We start from the raw sequence: 21,549 nt of genomic DNA on the forward strand, positions 1-21,549 counted from the left end.
TTCTGCACTATATCGGGTCTACGTCAAATACCACGCTAGCACTTTTGAATGCCGGCATCTGCTTCATCATTTGCTCCACAGACAGGAGGTATTCTTTTACACGCGGCAAGTTAATGCCTTGCTTTTCAATTTTCAATGTGATTTCGTGCAGGTACATATTTCTGATCTTGCCAATGAGCGGCTCCACGGGCCCCACCATACGCTGATCGCCCAGGTTTTTGCGGATGTCAGCAGCGAAGAAATTGGCCGCCTGGAATGAGATATGCTTTTCCCTGTGCTTGAAAGTGATGTTGATGATCCGGGTGAAAGGAGGGTAATGGAACCGCTCCCGTTCATTGATTTCCCATTGATAAAAGGCCCTATAGTTATCATTTCGCGCCCTTTGCAGTAGCTCCTGATCAGGGTCGTTGGTTTGCACAATCACTTTTCCGTTTTTGGATTTCCTGCCTGCCCGGCCGCTCACCTGAGTGATGAGGTGATAGGCACGCTCGTGAGAGCGGAAGTCTGGAAAGTGGATCATCCGATCGGTATCGAAAATGCCCACAAGATTTACCCGGTCAAAATCCAGTCCTTTGCTCACCATCTGTGTGCCCACCAGAATGTCGATGTTCCCCTCTTCAAATTCTTCAATGATGCGCTGATAGCCGTACTTGCTTCGGGTAGTATCCAAATCCATGCGCTGAACGATGGCCTGAGGAAAGAGCAATTTGATTTCTTCTTCCAGCTCTTCGGTACCATATCCAACATTTCTCAGCTCCTGACTACCGCAATGCAAACAATCAGCGTACATGCTCTGATTATATCCGCAGTAGTGGCAGACGAGCTTGTTGTTATACTGATGGTAGGTGAGGCTCACCGCACAGTTGGGGCACTTGGGAATGGTGCCGCAGTTGTCGCACGTGATATAGGAAGCATACCCCCTTCGATTTTGGAACAGGATCACCTGCTCCTTCTTATCCAATGATTCCTGAATGGCATCCACCAACACGGAGGTAAAGTTTCCTTTGAGTTTCCTTTGTTTTCTTTCCCGGGCCACATTGGCAAATTCCATTTTGGGATGGTAGGCTTCTCCGTATCGGGAGGTTAGTTCCACCAATCCATATTTTTCATCCAGCGCGTTTTGATACGTCTCCAGGGCCGGGGTGGCCGTCCCCAGCAGGACATTGGCCTTATGAATGGTGGCCAGATAGATTGCGGAATCTCGGGCATGATAACGTGGGGCAGGCTCAAATTGCTTGTAGGAGGGCTCGTGCTCCTCGTCCACAATGATCAGCCCCAATTCTGAAAAAGGAAGGAAAACGGCACTGCGAACGCCTACCACAAATTGATACTCCTTTTTCAATACTTTTTGCCACACTTCCACACGTTCATTGTCCGAATATCTGGAGTGATACACGCCGAAGCTGTCACCAAAAATCTTATGCAGGCGTGCAATGATCTGAGTGGTAAGGGCTATCTCCGGAAGAAGGTAGAGTACCTGCTTACCAGCCTCAATTTGCTCTTTGATTAGCTCAATGAAAATCTCCGTTTTCCCACTTCCGGTGATCCCGTGAAGCAGGGTGGTGTGGTGAGATTCAAAAGATGCAAGGATTTCCTTCTTTGCCAACTGCTGCTCCTGACTGAGTGCTACACTTCCGGGAATGGATGGGTGAATATTACCGAGTCTGGAAACGGTTTCTTCCCATTCTTCGAAGATTTCATTTTTGATGAGGGTTTTGAGGGAAGATGGGCTGATATCTTGGGCTACCAACTGAGATTTCAATATGCCTTTTTCGTTAGCCACCGGGTCATCCAGTACCGGCACATCCCGAAGATAGGCGAGGAGTACATCTTGTTGCTTCGGAGTATTCTCCAGTTCGTTGAGCAATCCTTCAAGCATACCTTCTTCCATAAATGCGGGGGAAATCCTTACCCGTTTTACTTTCTTGGGTTGATACTTGTCCTTCACCTTTTCGAACAAGTCAATGAATCCTTTTTCTGAAAGCTGTTTAAGGACACGCTGCGGTTGCTTCAAACCCAGAACCTCGCCCACATCCTTCATCGTCAGGTCGTTGGTTTTCAGCGATCGCAACAATTCCCATTCGCGATCAGATGCGGAAGCTTCATCAGGATCTATTTCAGGATTCAGCCCCACAAAGGTTTCACTTGACAATTTAAGCGCTGCAGGAAGGGCGGCATTGCTCACTTCTCCAAGTGAACACATATAGTACCGGGCCATCCATTGGAAAAATTTAAGCTGCTGATCATTGACAATGGGCTGATCATCCAGCACGTCCAGCAATTCCTTTGGCTGGTATTCGGTGGGACTATTCGAGTGTGTAGAAAGTACTATGCCCGTGTAGATTTTCTTCTTTCCGAAGGATACAATAACCCTGGAACCTGGCTGAATTTGTAAGCGAAATTCATTTTGAATCGCATAGGTGAATGTTCCTCGGAGCGGGAGGGGCAGAATAACCTCACAGTATTGAAATTCTTTACTCAAAGTGCTTCTAAGCTACAATTTTCTAACAAATTACTCCTGAATTTGAATCAAAGCTTCCTCTAGGGTTGTTACGGGTTGCTTACACGATTTATTGAAGCAGACATAGATTGTGGTTTTTCCGTTCATCAGGGTTTTGTGCTCAAAAGGGGATTGGCCTGATGGCTCTTTTGAGGCTGATATGATCTTGTTTGGAATGAATATTTCATTCAGCATGTTGGCTACCTCATAAGCATCCGGGCCAACTATCACGATTTCAGGAAATGAGTCCGCTAGTTCCATGGACAGAGCTGCCCAGTTGCTGAGGTATTCAGGTTCCTGAGGGATCAGGTTTTTGACCTGGGCCAACATGGACTTTCCTTTTTGGATCATCTCATCGTCGTACAGGTGCGTGCCGAGGTGAACCAGGTTCCATGCTATCATGGAGTTGGAAGAGGGGATCACATTGTCAAAGAGTTCTTTTTTTCTGGCTATCAGGTTGGCACTTTGATCACTTGTGAAGAAAAAGAGGTTCTCGCTTTCATCGTAGAAGACCTCTTCAACCCTCTTGGTCAAAGCCCCTGCCAACTCGAGGTACTCTCGATCAAACGTGGTTTCGTAGTATTTGATAAACGCCTGGATAACGGCCGCATAGTCTTCCAAAAATCCTTCCATGTCCTTATCAGGGAAGCGATTGAGTTGACCATCTTTTATCAGGCGATCTTTGATAAATGCAGCATTATTTGTTGCCAGCTTAAGTATTGTTGAATCTTGAAGTGCCTGATAGGATTCTACCAGTCCCGCCAAAGTAAGCCCGTTCCATCCGGCAATGATTTTATGATCCAGCCCCGGCCGTATTCGCTTGCTGCGTTCGGTCAGTGCTTTCCCTTTAAAAGCATCGATCTTTTGATAAAATGATTCAATGCTTAGCTGGTATTTTTCGGCAAGCTCTTGTTCAGATTTCACAACTCTCAACACATTTTTTCCTTCCCAGTTTCCGACTTCCTGCACATCATAGTAAGCTGAGATCAAGGAAGCATCATCATCAGCCAGCGAGACAATTTCATCATAGCTCCAGACGTAAAACTTCCCTTCCACACCTTCACTGTCTGCATCCAGGGCTGAGTAAAATCCACCGGATTCGTCCAACATCTCCCGCTTCAGCCAAGCCACCGTTTCCAGAATCGTGCGTTTGAACTTTGCGTTTTGGGTGAGCTTGTACCCGGCAGCATACAGGCTCAGCAGTTGGCCATTGTCATAGAGCATTTTTTCGAAGTGGGGGACATGCCACTCTTCATCCACACTATATCGGGCAAAACCTCCACCCACATGATCATAGATGCCTCCATCGGTGATTTTCTCAAGTGTGAATACAAGGTGCTTAAGAGCTTCCTGATTCTTGCTTTGATGATAGTAGCTGGCAAGAAACTGCCACACAGAGGGCATGGGAAACTTTGGCGATTTTTTAATCCCTCCGTCTACTTTGTCAAACTTGACTACCAGCTTTTTGTAAGCCTGATCTATTTCGTCTTCACTAAGTTGATGAGAGGTACCTTCCAGTTTGTATTTCTCAGATTCTTTTGCCTGGAGGTTTTGCGTGAAGGCTTCTGCAGATTCATTGATCTTCTCTCGATTTTTTTCAAAAGCCTCATTGATGCTAATTAAAAGATTTACCCAACCTTGTTTCGGAAAGTAAGTACCTCCGTAGAAGGGTTTTTGGTCCGGAGTAAGAAAAACATTCAAAGGCCAGCCTCCTTGTAAACCCATCGCATGAACGGCATCCATGTATACCTGATCCACATCCGGTCGCTCTTCCCGATCCACTTTGATATTGATGAAGTACTCATTCATGATTTTGGCTACCGCCGTGTCTTCAAAAGACTCCTTCTCCATCACATGGCACCAGTGACAGCTCGAGTATCCAATACTCACAAGGATGGGCTTGTCTTCCTTTTTTGCACGTTCCAAAGCTTCATCACCCCATTCCTGCCAGTTCACCGGGTTGTGAGCATGTTGAAGCAGATAGGGACTTGTGGAATGGATCAGGTCGTTGGTGTATTCGTGCATAGGTTGGTCTCTTTTGTGATGACAGGCCAAAATTAATACCAGTGTGAGGAGCCAAATCCTCATTTCAATTGGTTCTTTACCTGCTCAATTTCAACACGGAGATCAACTTTTTCATTCAATGCGGTCAGTTTTTCAAGTGTGTTGTACAGAAATTTTTGGTGCGATACCGATTGAGGCTGAAACGAGCGATGATTTAGTGCGGCCTTCACTTTGACCCATTCAGATAGAAATGAACGTGTGTTACTATCAAAATAGGTTTGCGAGAATGTATCCCAAATATAGTTGATGGCCTGCGAGCTGGGGTGGATCATATCCTCGGCATAGAATCGGTAATCCCTGAGTTCGTCAATCAGGATTTCGTAGGCAGGGAAGTAGTGAACGTTTTTATACTCCTCAACCAACTGATGAATGGAATCCAAAAGGATGGCTTTACTTCGATTATTTTCAACCAGCCCATCCCTGATATGCCTGACCGGACTCACAGTGAAAATGATTTTGAGGTTGGGATTGAATTTTGCATGAAGCCGGGCGAACTGGCCAATAATTTCCTTTTGAGAAAGAAACCTCTTTGTGAATTTGGATTGTGGGATTTTGTGGCAATTGGCAACTATCCCAACGTTTTCATATTCATAGACAATGGCCGTTCCTAGCGCGATGATAAGCCACTTTGCATTGCCCAGAAAAGTATTCATTTCCTGATTTTTCTGCACTAGTAAAGCGGACACATCCGTCTCACTCAGTCCGGATACCGATCCATGGGCATCCCAATGGTAATAGACACCCTGACTTTCGATGGTGTCCTTTGGATTCAAACCTCCCTCCAGCACCTTGAAAATGGAGTGGGGATTGTAAATCGTCCCGAATGGATTGGAAAACGCATTGAACTTATGACTTTTCAGCTTTTCACCGATTTCGTCTGAAAAGCACGAACCGATCAGTAAAACCGGATCGCTCAGATTAATCTTAGCGCTCGAAGCAGGTATTTCGAAGTTTAGCTTGAACATGGCGATTTGATCACCAAAGTTACCGCATTAATCGTCAGCTTTGAGGCTGATCATCACCGGACGGTGATCAGATACCTGGGATAAATACCCTGCAACACAATCGTCAAGCCGTACTGTATATGTGGTGGACAGGTTGTCGCACAATTCATCGGTAACTAAGATGTGATCGATGTGGCTGGGGCAATACGAAGCGCCTGTACATGGATAGCTAAAATCAGCACCCGATCCATTGTATATGGGTAGATCGGCAAAGATGTAGTTATCTGTATCATTCAGGAAATTGGTAAACGAGGATCCCGAATCAAAATCCTCATTCCAGTCTCCCAGGATAATCACTTCATCATTCGGGAAATTGGTATCAATGTAAGACTTGAGCTTATTGCTTGCGTCGGTTCTCCGATCCTCTGATCCATCGCAGCACTTTAGGTGAATGTTAATGAGTTTTGCCGAAAGTCCATTGGCGTGGGTAATGTCAACCTCAACTGGCTCTCTGGGAAACGGGCTTGTCTGACCATTAAAAAGCTTTTTAGGGGTTCCAAAGCTGATGATCTCAGCAGTTTTATAGATATATCCAAGCTCAATTCCACCATTGACATCCACTGCTACGCCTTCATAGCCATTGAGCGAACTAACTACTGAATTGAATGATGAAATTTCGTCGATCTCCTGTATGGCAATAATATCCGCATCAAGGTTTCTAATGATATCAACCACTTTTGCCACCGTAGCAGACTGCATAGGAAAATTTTCAATATTCCAGGTCACAATATCCAGCTCATCGGTAGATAGGCCCGGGCTGCATTGTACAGTCCCGGTGCTGTAGTTAGTTCCGTTGCACGACCCTGATCCGGTATTGTTTCCTCCGGAACCTCCTCCATTGGTAGACTCAGTAAGAAAGACTTTCATTGTGGAATTATTACCAATGGAAACAAGATCGCTACCGCCAATGAGGGAAAGCAAGATGGTGTCTGCTAATGCATCTGCATCGGGCGTGGGAGCTACGATAATCGTGCTTTGAGTAGCCCCATTATTTACTGGAACATTAATAAAACCATTTGAAGCGGCAGGTTGGGTGATGAAATCGACCCCATATTCATTGGTATTTGCTATAAGCTCAACTTCAATAAATCCATCAAAGTCTGCCTCAGACGAAAACTCTATGATGAGGGCATCTGCCGTTCGAGATTCGGGAATGGTCTGCTCAGTTTTTCTGAAACTTACCGTAAGTTCAGTTCCTGAGGGCTCATCGCCGGAAGCACAACCCAAAAAGGCCGTTAATAGAAATATGATTATTCCTTTCCTCATTCAATTATCTTTCAATCAATATATATACGGGGAAGTGGTCGCTGTAGCCTCCGATGTAGTTATCATACGAAAAAGAGCGATAGGGTGAACCTGCATATTGTCCACTCGTTTGGCGCATCCAGTCTGGCCCGAATACGCTGAAGGTATTGGGTTTATAGGAGATGCCGTCTCCCTGAAGCATTCCTTCGCTGATGATAATCTGATCAAACATGTTCCAGGCGCCCCGGTATGAAAGTGACCCATACCCAAGTTTGTAGGTATCAGCCGAGGTGTTAAAGAGGTCGCCCGGCTCCATTTTCTTTTCTTTGTCAGCAGCCCGAAGCTCACCTTTGATAGAAGCATTTCTCGGGTCATCATTAAAGTCTCCCATCAGGAGGATTTTTGCGTTGGCTGATAATGAGAGCATGGAGTCTACGGCCTGCCTCAGCAGGGCACCCGCCTGATTTCGTTTTTCCGGGCCGCTTCTCCTGGATGGCCAGTGGTTTACGCCAATGGTGATTGTATCGCCAAAGTAAATACCGGTGCAAAAAAGGATGTCCCGGGTGAAGTAGCCCTCTTCCGGATACTCAAGCCAGGTGGTATTCAATACAGTGAAGCGATTTTTCTTATAAATCAGGCCAACATCCACGCCTCTTCGGTCAGGTGAATCCTTGTGTACAATGTCATACTGATGTCCCCTCAGCTGGGGCATTTTAATCAAATCCTCAATCACGCCCCTGTTTTCTACTTCTGATAGTCCGATGATGTCAGCACCATTGGCCATGGTAGCCAGCACTTTGGAGAGCTGGCTTAGTTTGTCCTGATATCTTTCAGGTGTCCATTGTTTTGCACCATCGGGAAGAAACTCTTCGTCATTGATTTCTGGGTCGTCCATAGTATCGAAGAGGTTTTCCACATTGTAAAACCCAATTGCCCCGACCACCTGCTTTTGGGCCTCAGCAATGGAAGAAAGCCCAAACAGTAAAACGAACGAAATGATTCTGATTTGATTTGCCATCATGCTGCAAAGTTGAGTCATTTTAATTTCACGATGAGTTTGCATCTGGCTGGATTCTATTAATGATTTGATAACTATAATCCACATCAGGTAACATTTAGATAACATTGGAATTTACCATGTCAAGACAAGGTTATTTTTTTATGTCCTGACGCTTCTTTTTGGCTTTTTCGGGCTTTTCCCACAGGAGTATTTAAGAACATGATTTAACCTGAAAATGTTGTTGAAAATGGTGTAAATGGCTCTTTTAAGTATAGGATCACGTCCATTTGCCCGGTTTTGATTTTACTTTTTGGTTTTTACTGTAATTCCCCATGCAGCTTGCTTTCGAGAAATTTGCAATGAATTATATAAACCATAAGTTCAGCCTAATATGCCTAAGAAGCCTTTGTTACTTGCCCTGATCATGGGGTTGGTAATACACCTTGCTACTGCTCAGTCCACCGGTTCCGTGAGTGGGGTAGTAAAAGACAAAACACTTAATGAGGGACTGTTTGGAGCAACAGCCGTTTTGAAGGGAACCAACTACGGTACCATGACAGGAATGGAAGGAGGCTTCAAAATTGAAAATGTCCCTTCCGGCACTTACACCCTTAAAATTTCTTATATTGGATTTAGCACCATTGAGCAGCCTGTTACAGTCTCATCCGGTGACGTGAATGTGGGTGAGGTCGTTCTGGAAGAAGAAGCGATTGGTCTGGATGAAGTCCAGGTCTTTGCCTCGGTGGTAGAGGAGCGAAAGTCACCTGTGGCTATATCCACAATCAATGCCCAGCAGATAGATGAACGTTTCAGCAATGTGTCTCTTGCGGAAGCCATCCAAAACGTGCCAGGTGTCTACACCATTCAGGGTGCAGGCGGATACGGAGATCAGGAAGTGTACATCCGGGGATTTGATCAGTCCAATGTGGCATTTCTGGTAAATGGTATTCCCGTCAATGACATGGAGAATGGCCGGATGTTCTGGTCCAATTTTGCAGGCCTCAGCCAGGTGACTCGCACCACACAGGTGCAAAGAGGTCTAGGTGCCTCCAAGCTGGCTGTGAGTTCCATCGGTGGCACGGTAAATATGATTACCAAGCCATCGGATAGAAGTGAGGGTGGTCGAATAGAATACCAGACTGGTACCGGCTCATGGAACAACAGACTGAGATTTACATACAATACCGGAGAGTCTGCCAATGGATGGGCTTTCTCTCTGCAGGGTACCCGAACCACCACCAGTGCTCCGTTAGGCGGTCTGTCATCCAGTGAGCAGGGATCTATAGTTCCAGGTGCTTATACAGATGCATGGAGCTATTACATTTCTGCATCCAAAAAGATCAATGACAACCATCAGTTAATGTTCTGGGCATTTGGTGCTCCAGTCAACAGGGGTACAGCTTTCGTGGTAGATGATCAAACAAGAGAGATTTTTAATATCGATGAACCAATGGCAAACAATGCACTTGGTATCTACAGAGGTGAGTTGTTCAACGCTCGCCAGAATAAAGTGAACAAACCACTGACTGCACTTACTCACTATTGGGACTTTGATGCAAATACAAACCTTACTACTTCTGTTTACTATTCCCGAGCAAAAGTGTATTCTGTGCAGCCTCAGGATGCAGAGGCGTCTGTATTTTTTCAGGACAGGTCAAATCCTAACTTAATTGGAAATGAAATCACACCGGATAACCTTATCGATTGGGATTATTTGTCGGAACAAAACAGGGACGCTTCCAGAGAGGTGACCGTACCTTATCCAAATGGTGATCCCAACACCCCAAGTGTGACAGGATATGCTTCGCAATATTATCTGGAGTCCAGGCACAACAATCACGATTGGATAGGGGTAGTAAGTAACTTCACAAAGCAACTCAACAGACTAAGGTTGAGAGCCGGTGTAGATCTAAGATTCTATAAAGGAGAGCATTATGCCCAGGTGTACGATGTGATGGGTGGTGACTTCATCATTCAGGAAAATAGATTTGGAGATGCTTTCAACAAGCTTGATACAGAAAATGCCATAGGAAGAGAAGGGGACAAAACCAACTATCACTATGATGGAATTGTTAACTGGTACTCCGCATTTAGCCAGGCAGAATACACCGTGAATAAGCTGGATTTGTTTGCCTCAGCTACACTCACCTTCTCAGACATGCAGCGGGTAGGTTATTTCTGGAACGGTAGCGAATTCAATGATTTTGACCTCAATTCACTAGGCGAGTCAGAGAAAAGGACATTCACTACCTATACGTTCAAAACCGGTGCAAATTACCGGATCACAGGAAGACATAATGTGTATGCCAATGCAGGATACTTCACTCGTCCGCCTTTTTTGCAAACAGCCTTCAATGATTCACGATATTCCAATGAATACAGAAATGGGTTGACGGAAGAGAAAGTAACATCAGGTGAAGTGGGGTATGGATTCAAGACCTCCTTCCTGAAAGTAAACTTTAATGCTTACTACCTGCTTTGGACTGATAGAACTACCCAGTTTAACCAGCAAAATCAGGGAGAAGAAGGCACACCAAACTTTTTGCCAGTGGTCTTAAACGGACTGGTTTCTGAGCACAAAGGTTTGGAGTTTGACTTCACCTATAATGTGATTTCCTCCCTGGAATTAAACGGGTTTTTAAGCCTGGGAGACTGGGTGTGGAAGGATGTCCCGGCCCAGGAGCTATTTCTCGATGATGGTAGCTCCGTTTTGGTGGATGACCTTTCTGTGATGGAAGGCCTGCCTGTGGGTACCTCTGCACAGACCACAGCAGGGTTAGGTTTTCACTACAGAGGGATTCGAAGTGCTTACATAGGTGGAAGGTTACAGTATGCCGATCGAATCCCAATCCGATACAGCCCGGAGGACATTGCCGAAGGATTCTTGATCAAAATGAGCACGGCCGATGATATCGTTGACCCAACTGATTTAAGTGAGGAATCTGATGGTGCAACTACCGTTAATGTAGCTTCAGGAGTAGGATCGTATTCCTGGACTGGCCTTGATGCTGGTACCCAGTATTTCTTTAAAATCTATCCGTTTACAAATCCTGGATTGGCAATTGATTATAAAACTGATGGCACTATTCCAAGTGATAATGCAACGACTGATGCTCTTCCTGACCTGATTTTGGTTGATGAATTTGACTATGGCACTAGTGCAGGTGATTTAACAGCCGTGTCAGGTGGTAACTGGAACAACCATTCCGGATCTGGCGCGATTGGCTATGCCACGACAAGTCTTGACCTATTTGGCTATACACCAAGTGCAGTAGGCGGGTCTGCCACGTTTGGTGGTGGAGGTGAGGATGTCAATCAGGTGTTCAATACGCTTTCTTCAGGTACTGTGTACTTATCCGCATTAATAAATGTGTCATCTGCACCAGCTTCACCGGATTATTTCTTCCACATGAGACAGGCCTCTGGTAGTTTCAATGGCAGAGTGTATGCTCAGGATGATGCCGGGACTTTGAGATTCGGTGTTGCAAAGGGCAGCTCTTCAACTATGTCTACCGATGATTTTGAATTTGGTAAGACTTATCTGGTTGTCCTAAAATATACTTTCAATGCTGGTTCTGGTACGGATGATGTGGCAGAGCTGTTTGTAATGGATGCTTACTCCGCAACAGAGACTACACCAGTTGCTACCAGTAATGATGGATCATCTGATGCCAGTGACCTGAATCAGGTGGCATTCCGACAAGGAAATGTAGGAGGTTCAGCAGACAGGGTTAGGGTTGCCTTAACCTGGGCTGAGGCTGTAGGAACATTTGTGAATTGCACTCCAACAGTTCAGGCTTCCTCGATCGGTTTTGGTTCTACCGGAGACAATACCACCACTGTCGGTTGGACAAGAGGCGATGGCGATGAAGTGATTGTAATTGCCAAATCAGGTGCAGCAGTTGATGCAGAGCCTGAAAATGGGGTGAGCTACACGGCTGATGCGGCTTTTGGAAGCGGAACGGAACTAGGTACCGGAAATTTTGTGGTTTACACTGGCACAGGTACTTCTGTGGCAGTAACAGGATTAACAGTAGCAACGACCTATCATTTTGCAGTTTATGAATACAACACTACAGATAATTGCTATTTGCTAACTGCTCCTCTGACTGGTTCAGAAACAACTACAGGGACAGATACCCAAGCACCAACAGTGCAAAGTGCTTCTACGTCAGCAGATGGGGTCTCCAACCAGGTAAATCTGACATTGTCTGAGAACGTAACTGTGACCGATGCGACAGGCTTTACCATCAATATCAATGGAAATCCGGCTACCATCTCAGACTTTGGAGCAAGTGATAATTCACTCGATTTCCTTCTGGAAGATTTCATTTTTGCTGGTGATGTAGTGACAATGGATTATGATGATACGCAGGGGGATGTAGCTGATTTGGCAGCTAATCCTCTGGCCTCATTCACCGATCAGGCGGTAACCAATAATGCTACAACCGTGATGGTAGAAGATATCGCAAGCTTGAGAGCAGGTGCTACCGATGGTACGGTTTACAGACTCGCAACAGAAGCTGTTCTCCTTTACCAACAGTCATCAAGAAATCAAAAATATATTCAGGACTCAAACGGTGACGGAATCCTGATCGATGATAGTCCTGGAAACCTTTCTACAACATATGCTATCGGAGACGGAATTTCTAACATCGAAGGAACACTTAGTGTATTCAACAACATTCTTCAACTCATTCCAACTGGGGATGCAGGTGCTGCTACTTCTACCGAAAATGGTTTTGTTAGTACTACAGTTGCAATTGATGAGTTCAATGCAAACTATGCTGACTATCAAAGTCAATATCTAAGATTTGAAGCGGTAACATTCGCAATTGCTGGTGGCACATTCGATACAGGTGCTGATGATTATACAGTTACCGATGGAGCAAACAACCTTACTTACAGAGATAACCTATCGAGTGCACGCATTGAAGGCGGAACGATTCCTTACGGGAGACTGGACGTTTACGGTGTAGCTGGAGAATTCAGCAGTGCCGGTCAGGTATATCCTATTTCAACAACAATCTCGGATGTTGCTGTTGATAATTACGAACCTTTGTTCACTGTTGCTCCTGCAATGGGTAACGAGACTATTGATGGAGGAGATATTACATTCCAATCCGATGAGCCGGGCTCATTGTTTTACCTTGTAGTGGCTGATGAAGCTTCTGCTCCTGATGCCGCTACGGTACTTGCAGGTACTGAAGTAGCATACACCGAGGTTGGAGCTACCGCTACAGTGACCATTTCCGGTTTGTCTGATAACACAGCTTACGATGTGTATGTATTGCTTTCTGACGGGACAAATAGTGGTGATACCCCTGTAAAGCTAGATATTACAACTGTTGAGATAGTGTTTGATGCGGATTCGGATATTCAGCCTGCTGACTCCCCAATTGGAGCTTCAACACTTTCAGGATTAGAAGATACGATGGAGGAAGCTATTGATGTGTTCGCCTTCAAAATAGTGGATTCCGGCACGGCAGATAGTGAGTCTACGATGGTAACATCTGCTGTTATTGTACCTGGTCCAAACAATACAGCCAGCTGGTCTACCACTCTAGGTGGAGCTATACTAGATGATGGCACTAACACATATTCAGGAACCATTTCAGATTTGAATATCACATTTGATATGTCTTCGACTCCATCCTCTGTTCCTTCTTCCGGCGCATTAACGTACACGCTTTCAATTTGGACAAGCGGATCAGTGAACGATCAGGGTGTACTTCAATTTGGTATTCCAATCAATCATGAATTTTCTTCGGATCCTTCAGGGTCAATTTTGGTAGAGGTTAATAACCCGCCCGAATTGAGTAACGATCACACCATCGATGTAGTAGCTACTGCATTTGATGTGGACGTAGATGCTACCGTTCCTGTTGCAGAGAATTTTAGTTTGTCAGTATCAGCGGTGGATGCAAATGGAAACGTGGATGCGGCTGCAAGAACTATTTCACTTTCAGGAACAGGAGCTGGAAACTTAACCGGAACAGGGCTTACAACCCAGGCAATGACCGACGGAACTTATGAATGGACAGACCTTCAGTTGGATACCGAAGGAAGTTACACACTTACAGTAGATGATGATGGAAGTGCGTTGACCGAGAGCGTGCTGGTAGAGGCTGCTGAGATCACCGGTGGTGTTTTCTTCTCGGAATATATCGAGACCAGCAGTTCTAAGGTTTTAGAAATTTATAATGGTACAGGCATAGAAATTGACTTGTCTGAATACACCATAAGACAATCTAATAACGGAAGTGGATTTGGAACTGCTCCGAGCCAGCCACAAGCATATGACTTGGTACTATCGGGAACACTCGCAGCAGGAGATGTTTTTGTCATAAGTAATGGTACATCAGATCCAACTATCTCTGGAGTGGCTGATTTAGAAGTTCCTTTTGGAAATGGAACAGATGCTGGTACCAGAACTATATCGTTCAATGGCGATGATGCTTTAGGACTATTTCATAATGGTGATTTGATTGATCTTTTTGGGGATCCGGCATCTGATCCGGGAAGCTCTTGGCCTGTTGCAGGATCTGGTTTAACAGAGGATGTAACCTTGGTGAGAAAAGGAACAATCCTTGAAGGCAATACGGTAGCTCTGGGTTCTTTTGGAACTGATTCAGAAGATTCTGAATGGACTGTTTATAGTCAGGGTGATTTCTCTTATATCGGATATCACTTGTTGGAAGGTGAGACAATACCGCTTATCACATTGGATCAATCTGCATTTGAAGGAAACTTTGGTATCATAGCTTTTGGTAATTCATCGACTCCAAGTATGTATAGCATCACGGGTGTAGACCTTGCCGCTGATTTGACTATTACACCTCCTGTAGGATTTGAAGTATCGGCAACTATGGCTTTTGATGGAACGGTGTATTCTAATTCAAGTCCATGGACAATTACCCCAACTGATGGTGCAATTAATCAGGATGTATATGTTCGATTTACTCCTGAAGCTTCCGACGGAGCATCTTACAGTGGAGATATCAGTCATGAGAGTATCGGAGCAGACTCCAAGACGATTTCAGTATCAGGAGTAGAAGGTGTTTTTGATACAGCACCTAATCTTAGTGGCATTGTTTTCAATGAAATCCTTACCGACGCAAATAGCAGCGGGGAATTCAATTACGATACAGATGGTAATGGAACTGCAAATAATGAGGACGAATTCATTGAACTATACAATATGAGCGAGTCCGCTGTTGATATTAGCGGATGGGAAATTTGGGAAGAGGGCGGTCTTTACTTCACTTTTCCTGCTTCGACCATTGTTCAGCCTGGGGCTTATGTTGGTGTAATTACTGCAGTTCAGGATGGTGGTGCTTTGCCAACACCTAGTGGAAATAACTTAGTATTTGATGCTCTTGGTTCTTCTTTTGGAAACTTTTCTAATGGAGGGGAAAACATAGCACTTCATAACCCTAACGCAAATGAATATATTCAAATGAAGTACAATGGTGATGCAGATGCCGATTTTTCTTCTGATCTCCCCAGTGCATCATTAGTCTCAATTATTGAAGATTGGGGGAATGATACAGATGGACTATCACTGGTTCGAGAACCTGCTGGTGATTTGAACATTGTTCTCCACAATAGCATTCAAGGTGCTGGGTTTGCTAGTTTTGGAGCTCCTACAATTGATCCGAATGCACCATCAATTTCAATTGTATCAGATGCGTTTGATGCAGCATTTGGAAATATTCTTATTTCCTCTGAAAGTGCAGTTAGAACCTATACAGTTTCCGGTTCTAATCTTGAGGCAGACATCTCCATTACGGCATCAGCAGACTACCTGATATCTAGCAATGGAACTGATTTCTCAGGGTCACTTACCCTCACTCAAAGTGGAGGAAGTGTTTCCGAAACGACTATTTCGGTGAAGTTCTCCCCAGGTGCATTTGGTTCGTCTGATGGAGCAATTTTACATACGAGTACCAATGCTCCAAGTCTTGATATTGATGTTTCTGGAGCTGGGATTGATGAAAACACGATTTACTTTAATGGATTTGGAAGTTGTGATGACTTGAGTGGGTTTACAGCTCAGTCTGTAGCGGGTACCGAAGCATGGACATGCACATCAAATGGAGAAACAGGTGATGGAATAGCTATGAGCGGTTTCAATTTTGGATCCTTTTCGGGTGTAGCCAATGAAGACTGGATAGTTTCTCCAGCCATTGATCTGAGCTCAGTCGATGGCGCTGATCTTTCCTTTGATACTGATGTAGCATTTGATGGTACGGGAACTTTGACCGTTCAAGTGTCTTCCGATTATTCGGGCGATGTAACTACTGCAACATGGACTGAATTGGACGCAACACTTGATTTGTATGATTCAGAAACCGAAAATGATGGAGTGTTTATTAGCTCTGGAGATGTGAGACTTACTGCTGGAGGTACTGTTCACATTGCTTTCAAATATGTATCAGAAGACGATGCAAATGGAGCCGTAGAATATAGAATAGATAATTTCCTTATTTATGAAACACAACCATTCTTCTCTGTGGATGATGATGGCTTCCAGAATGACTTTCAGACGCAGGATGTAGGAACCACATCTCCATCTACTTCATTTATCGTAGAAGGATTTGGGCTGACTGAGAATGTGGAAGTAACCCCACCGGCTCAGTTTGAAGTTTCTACCACCAGCAACTTCGCATCGAAGGGAACAAGCAGTTCTCCGCTGACCATAACAGTAACCGATGGATCAATTGATCAGCAGGTCTTTGTAAGGTTTGCTCCGGCAGCCGAGGGTACATTTAATGGAAATGTGGTTGTATCAACCTCAGGCTTTGATAATATCACATTGAGCGTTTCGGGAGTAGGAGTGGATGACGAGGAGCCAGCACTTGGCCTGAATGATGCAAATGTGGTGATCTATCCAAACCCAATAGCTGATGTATTCGAAATCAGCAATACGAAGAACGCAGAACTCTCTGTAGAAATTTTCGCGCTGGATGGGGCTAAAATGCAGGTGAGCAAAAAGGGAAATCTGTATGATATCTCATCGCTGAATAGCGGTGTGTATGTGATTGTGGTTCGCGATGGGGAAAACGAGCTGCGTCAGCAGATCATCAAAGAATAATTTAAGTTAACTAAGGAAGCAGGAGCCAAGGCTTTTGCGTGGGGTGGCACCAGGTGTCACCCTTTTTTTATGGTAGTCTCGCCAATCATTCTCCATAGGTTTTCGTAAGTGAAGATTTCACAATGTTCGATGTGGACAGGGTGCTCATGGAGCTTCTCCAGAAAGCCCCTGGTCAGCGATTGATACTCCGCCTGGCTGAAATGCGCTTTGGTCAGCTTGATGAGGAAGCTGTAAAATATGGTGCTTCGGATAGGTAGATTGCTTTTCAGATGCCTGGTCTGGTAGACCTTCAGACTATTGTGCTCACTGGCATAGTCAATTGATTTTCTAATATGCAGGAGTAGAATCCGAATAATGACAAACTGGAAATGATAGCCGGTCTTATCTTTTGAAATGGGCCTTGAAGCATTGAAGAAGGTCGTCAGGTTTTTCTCAGGAAACCATTTCAGATCCAGTTTTAAGCCCTGGGCATAGGATGCGAAATGCAAGTAAGCAGTTCGTATAGACCAGGCAGCTTTATCCATGCCATCGAGCATTTCAAATTGGATACTTGAATAGGCTTTTTCTATTATCCTTTTTGCTTGTGGCAATTTTTCCTGATGGCACCTGAGGGTAAACTGCTCTGCCAGTACTTCATACCTGTTGAAAGCCTCAAACGTGGTAAATTTGAGCAGAGAGCTCAGCGTATTGTCTGCTTTTGCATGATCTCTTACAGCCAGATAGTATTTCACTTTGGAAACGTTCAATTCCAGCGTTAAATGTTCGGTAAGGAGGTGAGGGTAGGTCCTCAAAAAACCTTCCAGCTCTGTCAGCGTGTGGCTCCACTCTTCCAGGTCATTTTCCTGATGTGCTTTGATCAGTCGCAATCGCAGGATGGCCAGTTCGATAAAGGGTGAGTCTTTATCATATGCCACCAGTGGCAGGATATACTTGCTGCACCGTTCGGCAATGTTTTTCGATTGTGACCTCAGAAATTTGATCTCGGCAAGAAACAGTTCGGTGCTTCCTTTCGCTTCATCAACCTTGGAGCTTACCTGCAAACGTTTTGCGGCCAGCTCCTTGTATTCTTCGGTTTGCTCGGGGAATCCCTTGAGGTAGTTGATTTTACGCATCAGCTGGTAGCTCTCAGCTTCCACGTTTGCCAGGTGATGGCGAATCGCCTGTTTAATGACTTTCTTGATGATCTTTTCGGCATTGTGATAGACGTTCACAAAGAGGAGTTTTTTGGCAATAGTCAGCTGCTTTTCGCATTCAAACTGCACTTTGATGTAGTTGTGCTTATTTATGTCCGAATGCTCACCAATCAGGATCAGCTCCGAAAGCTTGTTGATAAGGTTTCCCTTGAGCATGAGGAATCGCTTGTCCCCGGTCTTGCTTTTATAAATTTTATATTCAATGTCTCTTTCAGAGAGGAGGGGATTCAGGGCCAGGTCGTAAAGCTTTTTTAGCTTCGAATCTTTGGGAATGAGGAGGCCAAAGGATTTCGGACGATCCTGCTCAATCACATGTGCCATTTCCCGGATTAGATCCATTTCCCTTCAGATTTCTTTAACGGACGCTAAAGAAAACAAAAAACCCCGAATCTTTTGATTCGGGGTTTTTAAATATCTGTTGGTCTAGTTGCTTATTCAGCCACCACCTTGATAGTGATTGGATGGTGTACTTCCTTGTGAAGATCCAGCAGGGCAGTGTATTCACCCACCTCTTTGATCTTTTGCTCAAAGGAAATTCGCTTTCTGTCAACCTCGTGTCCTTTCGCAGCAAGTGCTTCAGCAACCTGAATAGGAGTGATAGCTCCGAAGATCTTTCCTTTTTCTCCAGCCTTTGTTTTGATCTCAAGCGTCACTTCTCCTATATTCTTGGCCATCTCCTCTGCATCCTTTTTGGCTTTCTCAGCTTTGTGTGCAGCCTGACGAATGTTTTCGCTGATCATCTTTTTGTTAGAGTCACTAGCGATGATTGCCATTCCTCTTGGGATCAGGTAGTTTCTGCCATAGCCTGGCTTTACAGAAACGGTATCGTTCTTGTAGCCAAGTCCTTGTATATCTTCTCTTAGTATTACTTCCATGTCAGTACTTATTTAAGGGAATCTCCAACATATGGCATCAAGGCAAGGTGTCTGGACCTTTTGATTGCCTGAGCTACTTTTCTTTGATATTTCAGGCTCGTGCCTGTCAGTCTTCGAGGAAGGATCTTACCCTGCTCGTTTACAAACTTTAGCAAGAAGTCAGGATCTTTGTAATCGATGTACTTGATACCGTTCTTCTTGAATCGGCAGTACTTATCCTTCTTCTGCTCTCTGTTTATGGGTTCGTTCTGTAGTGTCATTGGGCTGCCTCCTTCTTAGTTTCTTTCTTCTTATTGAATTCGCCTTTCTTTCTACGCTCGTTGTAAACAACTGCGTGCTTGTCCAGGGTAGTGGTAAGAAATCTCATCACTGCCTCGTCTCTCCTGTATTCTGTCTCTAGCTTAGAAATTAAAGTAGGCTCTGCTCGGAATTCAAACAGCTGGTAAAACCCTGTGGTTTTATGCTGAATGGGGTAGGCAAGCTTGCGCAACCCCCAGTTCTCTTCGTTGACCATTTCTGCGCCACCATCTTTGAGAACTTGCTTGAATTTTCCGACAGTATCCTTCATCTGAGCTTCAGACAAAACGGGAGTCAAAATGAATACCGTCTCGTAATTCTTCATAATTGTAAAAAGTTTTAAGAACTATTGTTTTAAAATGAGGTGCAAAATTAAGAAATTATCTAGAAAAGGCAATCCATTTCTGGAAAGTATATAAATGCTCACGTCCTAAAAAGGATTGGTAATGCTGAACTTGTTTCGGCATCTAGCAAACCCTGAAATAAATTGAGGGTGACTGTCGAATTTAGATCAAGCTTGCTAGCCTATTTCACCATAAACGATCCCTTGCCCATGAGGTAATCATCCGTGTAAACTTCTACCTTATGCTGACCAATGGCATACTCGCTTCCCTTGGTATATAGGAAGGACACGAGCTGACTGTTTCGGTCATAGAGAATCTCCTGCTTTGCGGTGTAGAACATTTCGCGATTTTCGAAGGTGAAGGATCCTGAGCCTCTGGTAACATCAAAAAGCACATTTCCATCGGGGGCGATCACACGTAGGAGCAGTTCTTTCCCTTCAATTGGTGCGATTTCATTTTCCACCACGGTGAACTGAATTTTCAATTGCTCAATGTGCCGGTTTCTGTACTCGCCATCCTCTCGCTCTTTTCCTTTATCATTGATGGCAATGATTTTCATCCCCTCAAGTTGTAGGCGTGAGGCATAGGCTACCTTGCTGGCCAGCTCTTTCTTGTTTTCTTCGAGCTGCTTCACCGTCTGGTTGAGCTGGTTCTTCTCTACTTTTAGTGTGGTATTCTCCTCACTCAGTTGCTCATTGAGTATCTGAAGTTGCTTGATTTCCTCATCCTTGAGTAAGAGCAATTCTTTATATCCATCTACTCTGTTATTGAGTTTTGCGATCCTGCCCCGCTGGTATTGTGCATCTACCAGGAGTTGTTTCTTATCTGCTTCCAGCTGTGCTTTGATGGCCTCTAGCGTATCAATATCACCGCCCAGCTCTCTTATCGTTTGAATCCGAATATCGAGCTCATCGCTGATAGAATCTAGCTTCGCCTGAGTTGCCAGAATCTCCTGAAATTGTCTTTGCTTTTCGCCCTCTAGCTGCTGATTCTGATAATAGAAAAAGACTACAGCCACCAGGAGTAGGAATATGGTAACAATAAAAATCGGGGCTCGATTCTTTTTTGGCTTGATGTAATCCGGTTGCTCTGCTGCTGATTTGTTTTCTTCCATCCTTGTTGAATTGTGTTGGCAAAAGTAGAAAAATGACTTCTCTTTAAAAACGTAACGTGAAATGCTGCTTTTCCATCTTCTTCTGTGGAAAAATAATCCCGGCCTCAAAGATGTCGATAGTTAATGGAAATCGGGCATCTGAAACTACTGTATCCCATCCAGCGAGCATATCGGCTGACCAATAGATATCATGAATGACTATGCACTCGATGTTTGGGCAATGGGTCATGATCAGGTTCACACATTTGAGAACCGCTTCCGACCGATGATCAGCATCAATAAAGCATAGGTCTGGTTGTTCTTTGACAAGAAGTGACTCTAATTCATCCTGCAAAGTACCTACTTTGATTTCAATCTTGTGCTGGAGTAGTTTGTTGAATTGTTTTTTTGCAATCGAAGCGATAACGGATGAGGCTTCCAAAGTGGCTACTTTTCTTACATTGTCCGGCCCTGCCAAATAAAGTGAGTTGATACCAAGTGATGTTCCGGTCTCCAGGATTTTTTCATATCCCTGCTCGCAAATAAGCAAATGCAGAAATGCGGAAAATCGGCGGGTACTCAGCGACGTTTTTGCGATCGAACCTATCGTTCGCCTATAATTTTCTTTAGTCTTTAGGTCATACAGGTCGATGATCTGATGATCCTTTTTCAGCTCATCTCTTAGTTTTTCTACATTTTCAAGCCTGAAATTCCTGGATGGTCTTATTGCCTTGTTGTAAAGATCAAAAAGGAAAGGAGAGTGGAGGCTGTGTGATCCTTTAGCCCATAGCCGGTAACTGAGGTAGCTCCTGAGTCTGAACCAAAAGAAATGCAAGA

Annotated in this window: 12 protein-coding genes; 1 reads left to right on the plus strand and 11 read right to left on the minus strand. The window is 44.5% G+C overall.

All coding sequences use genetic code 11. From position 1 onward, the window contains the following. Positions 1-7: 7 nt before the first annotated feature. From priA to RLN88_RS03725, 5 genes are read right to left on the minus strand one after another with little or no spacing between them, the layout of a single operon-like run. Positions 8-2,482: a replication restart helicase PriA gene (gene priA, locus RLN88_RS03705; RefSeq protein ID WP_350220033.1), complete on the minus strand. Its 2,475-nt coding sequence runs from the start codon at positions 2,480-2,482 to the stop codon at positions 8-10. 30 nt (positions 2,483-2,512) lie between these two features. After that, positions 2,513-4,588, minus strand: coding sequence for a thioredoxin domain-containing protein (locus tag RLN88_RS03710; RefSeq protein ID WP_350220034.1), 2,076 nt, complete (start codon positions 4,586-4,588; stop codon positions 2,513-2,515). After that, positions 4,585-5,529 (minus strand): GSCFA domain-containing protein, encoded by a 945-nt coding sequence (locus RLN88_RS03715; protein WP_350220035.1) that lies wholly within the window; start codon positions 5,527-5,529, stop codon positions 4,585-4,587. The genes RLN88_RS03710 and RLN88_RS03715 overlap by 4 nt, the downstream gene beginning before the upstream one ends. 27 nt (positions 5,530-5,556) lie before the next feature. Beyond that, the gene (locus tag RLN88_RS03720; RefSeq protein ID WP_350220036.1) at positions 5,557-6,834 is read right to left on the minus strand and encodes an endonuclease/exonuclease/phosphatase family protein; all 1,278 of its coding nucleotides are present in this window, start codon (positions 6,832-6,834) and stop codon (positions 5,557-5,559) included. A gap of 4 nt (positions 6,835-6,838) precedes the next feature. Then, a complete protein-coding gene (locus RLN88_RS03725; protein ID WP_350220037.1) occupies positions 6,839-7,834 on the minus strand; it encodes an endonuclease/exonuclease/phosphatase family protein in 996 nt (331 codons plus the stop codon). A 370-nt stretch (positions 7,835-8,204) separates the two neighbouring features. Here RLN88_RS03725 and RLN88_RS03730 point away from each other — a divergent pair, with 370 nt between their 5' ends. Next, positions 8,205-16,910, plus strand: coding sequence for a lamin tail domain-containing protein (locus RLN88_RS03730; protein WP_350220038.1), 8,706 nt, complete (start codon positions 8,205-8,207; stop codon positions 16,908-16,910). Positions 16,911-16,966: 56 nt separating this feature from the next. On the opposite strand, the gene RLN88_RS03735 is transcribed toward RLN88_RS03730, so the two are convergent. The 6 genes from RLN88_RS03735 to RLN88_RS03760 form a co-directional block, all read right to left on the minus strand. Beyond that, positions 16,967-18,442 carry a hypothetical protein gene (locus RLN88_RS03735; RefSeq protein ID WP_350220039.1) on the minus strand — a complete coding sequence of 492 codons (1,476 nt, stop codon included), beginning with the start codon at positions 18,440-18,442 and terminating at the stop codon, positions 16,967-16,969. A gap of 92 nt (positions 18,443-18,534) precedes the next feature. Beyond that, positions 18,535-18,978, minus strand: a complete 444-nt coding sequence (gene rplI, locus RLN88_RS03740; RefSeq protein ID WP_350220040.1) for a 50S ribosomal protein L9 — start codon at positions 18,976-18,978, stop codon at positions 18,535-18,537. A gap of 8 nt (positions 18,979-18,986) precedes the next feature. Further along, positions 18,987-19,238: a 30S ribosomal protein S18 gene (gene rpsR, locus RLN88_RS03745; protein ID WP_350220041.1), complete on the minus strand. Its 252-nt coding sequence runs from the start codon at positions 19,236-19,238 to the stop codon at positions 18,987-18,989. Beyond that, on the minus strand, positions 19,235-19,600 hold the full coding sequence (gene rpsF, locus RLN88_RS03750; protein WP_350220042.1) for a 30S ribosomal protein S6: 366 nt from the start codon (positions 19,598-19,600) through the stop codon (positions 19,235-19,237). Before rpsF ends, rpsR begins: the two co-directional genes overlap by 4 nt. Positions 19,601-19,800: 200 nt before the next feature. Then, the gene (locus RLN88_RS03755; protein ID WP_350220043.1) at positions 19,801-20,733 is read right to left on the minus strand and encodes a DUF8428 domain-containing protein; all 933 of its coding nucleotides are present in this window, start codon (positions 20,731-20,733) and stop codon (positions 19,801-19,803) included. A gap of 43 nt (positions 20,734-20,776) precedes the next feature. Then, the gene (locus RLN88_RS03760) at positions 20,777-21,547 is read right to left on the minus strand and encodes a class I SAM-dependent methyltransferase (protein ID WP_350220044.1); all 771 of its coding nucleotides are present in this window, start codon (positions 21,545-21,547) and stop codon (positions 20,777-20,779) included. Positions 21,548-21,549: the final 2 nt, after the last annotated feature.

It is taken from the genome of Ekhidna sp. (assembly GCF_040223195.1).
Lineage (GTDB): Bacteria > Bacteroidota > Bacteroidia > Cytophagales > Cyclobacteriaceae > Ekhidna.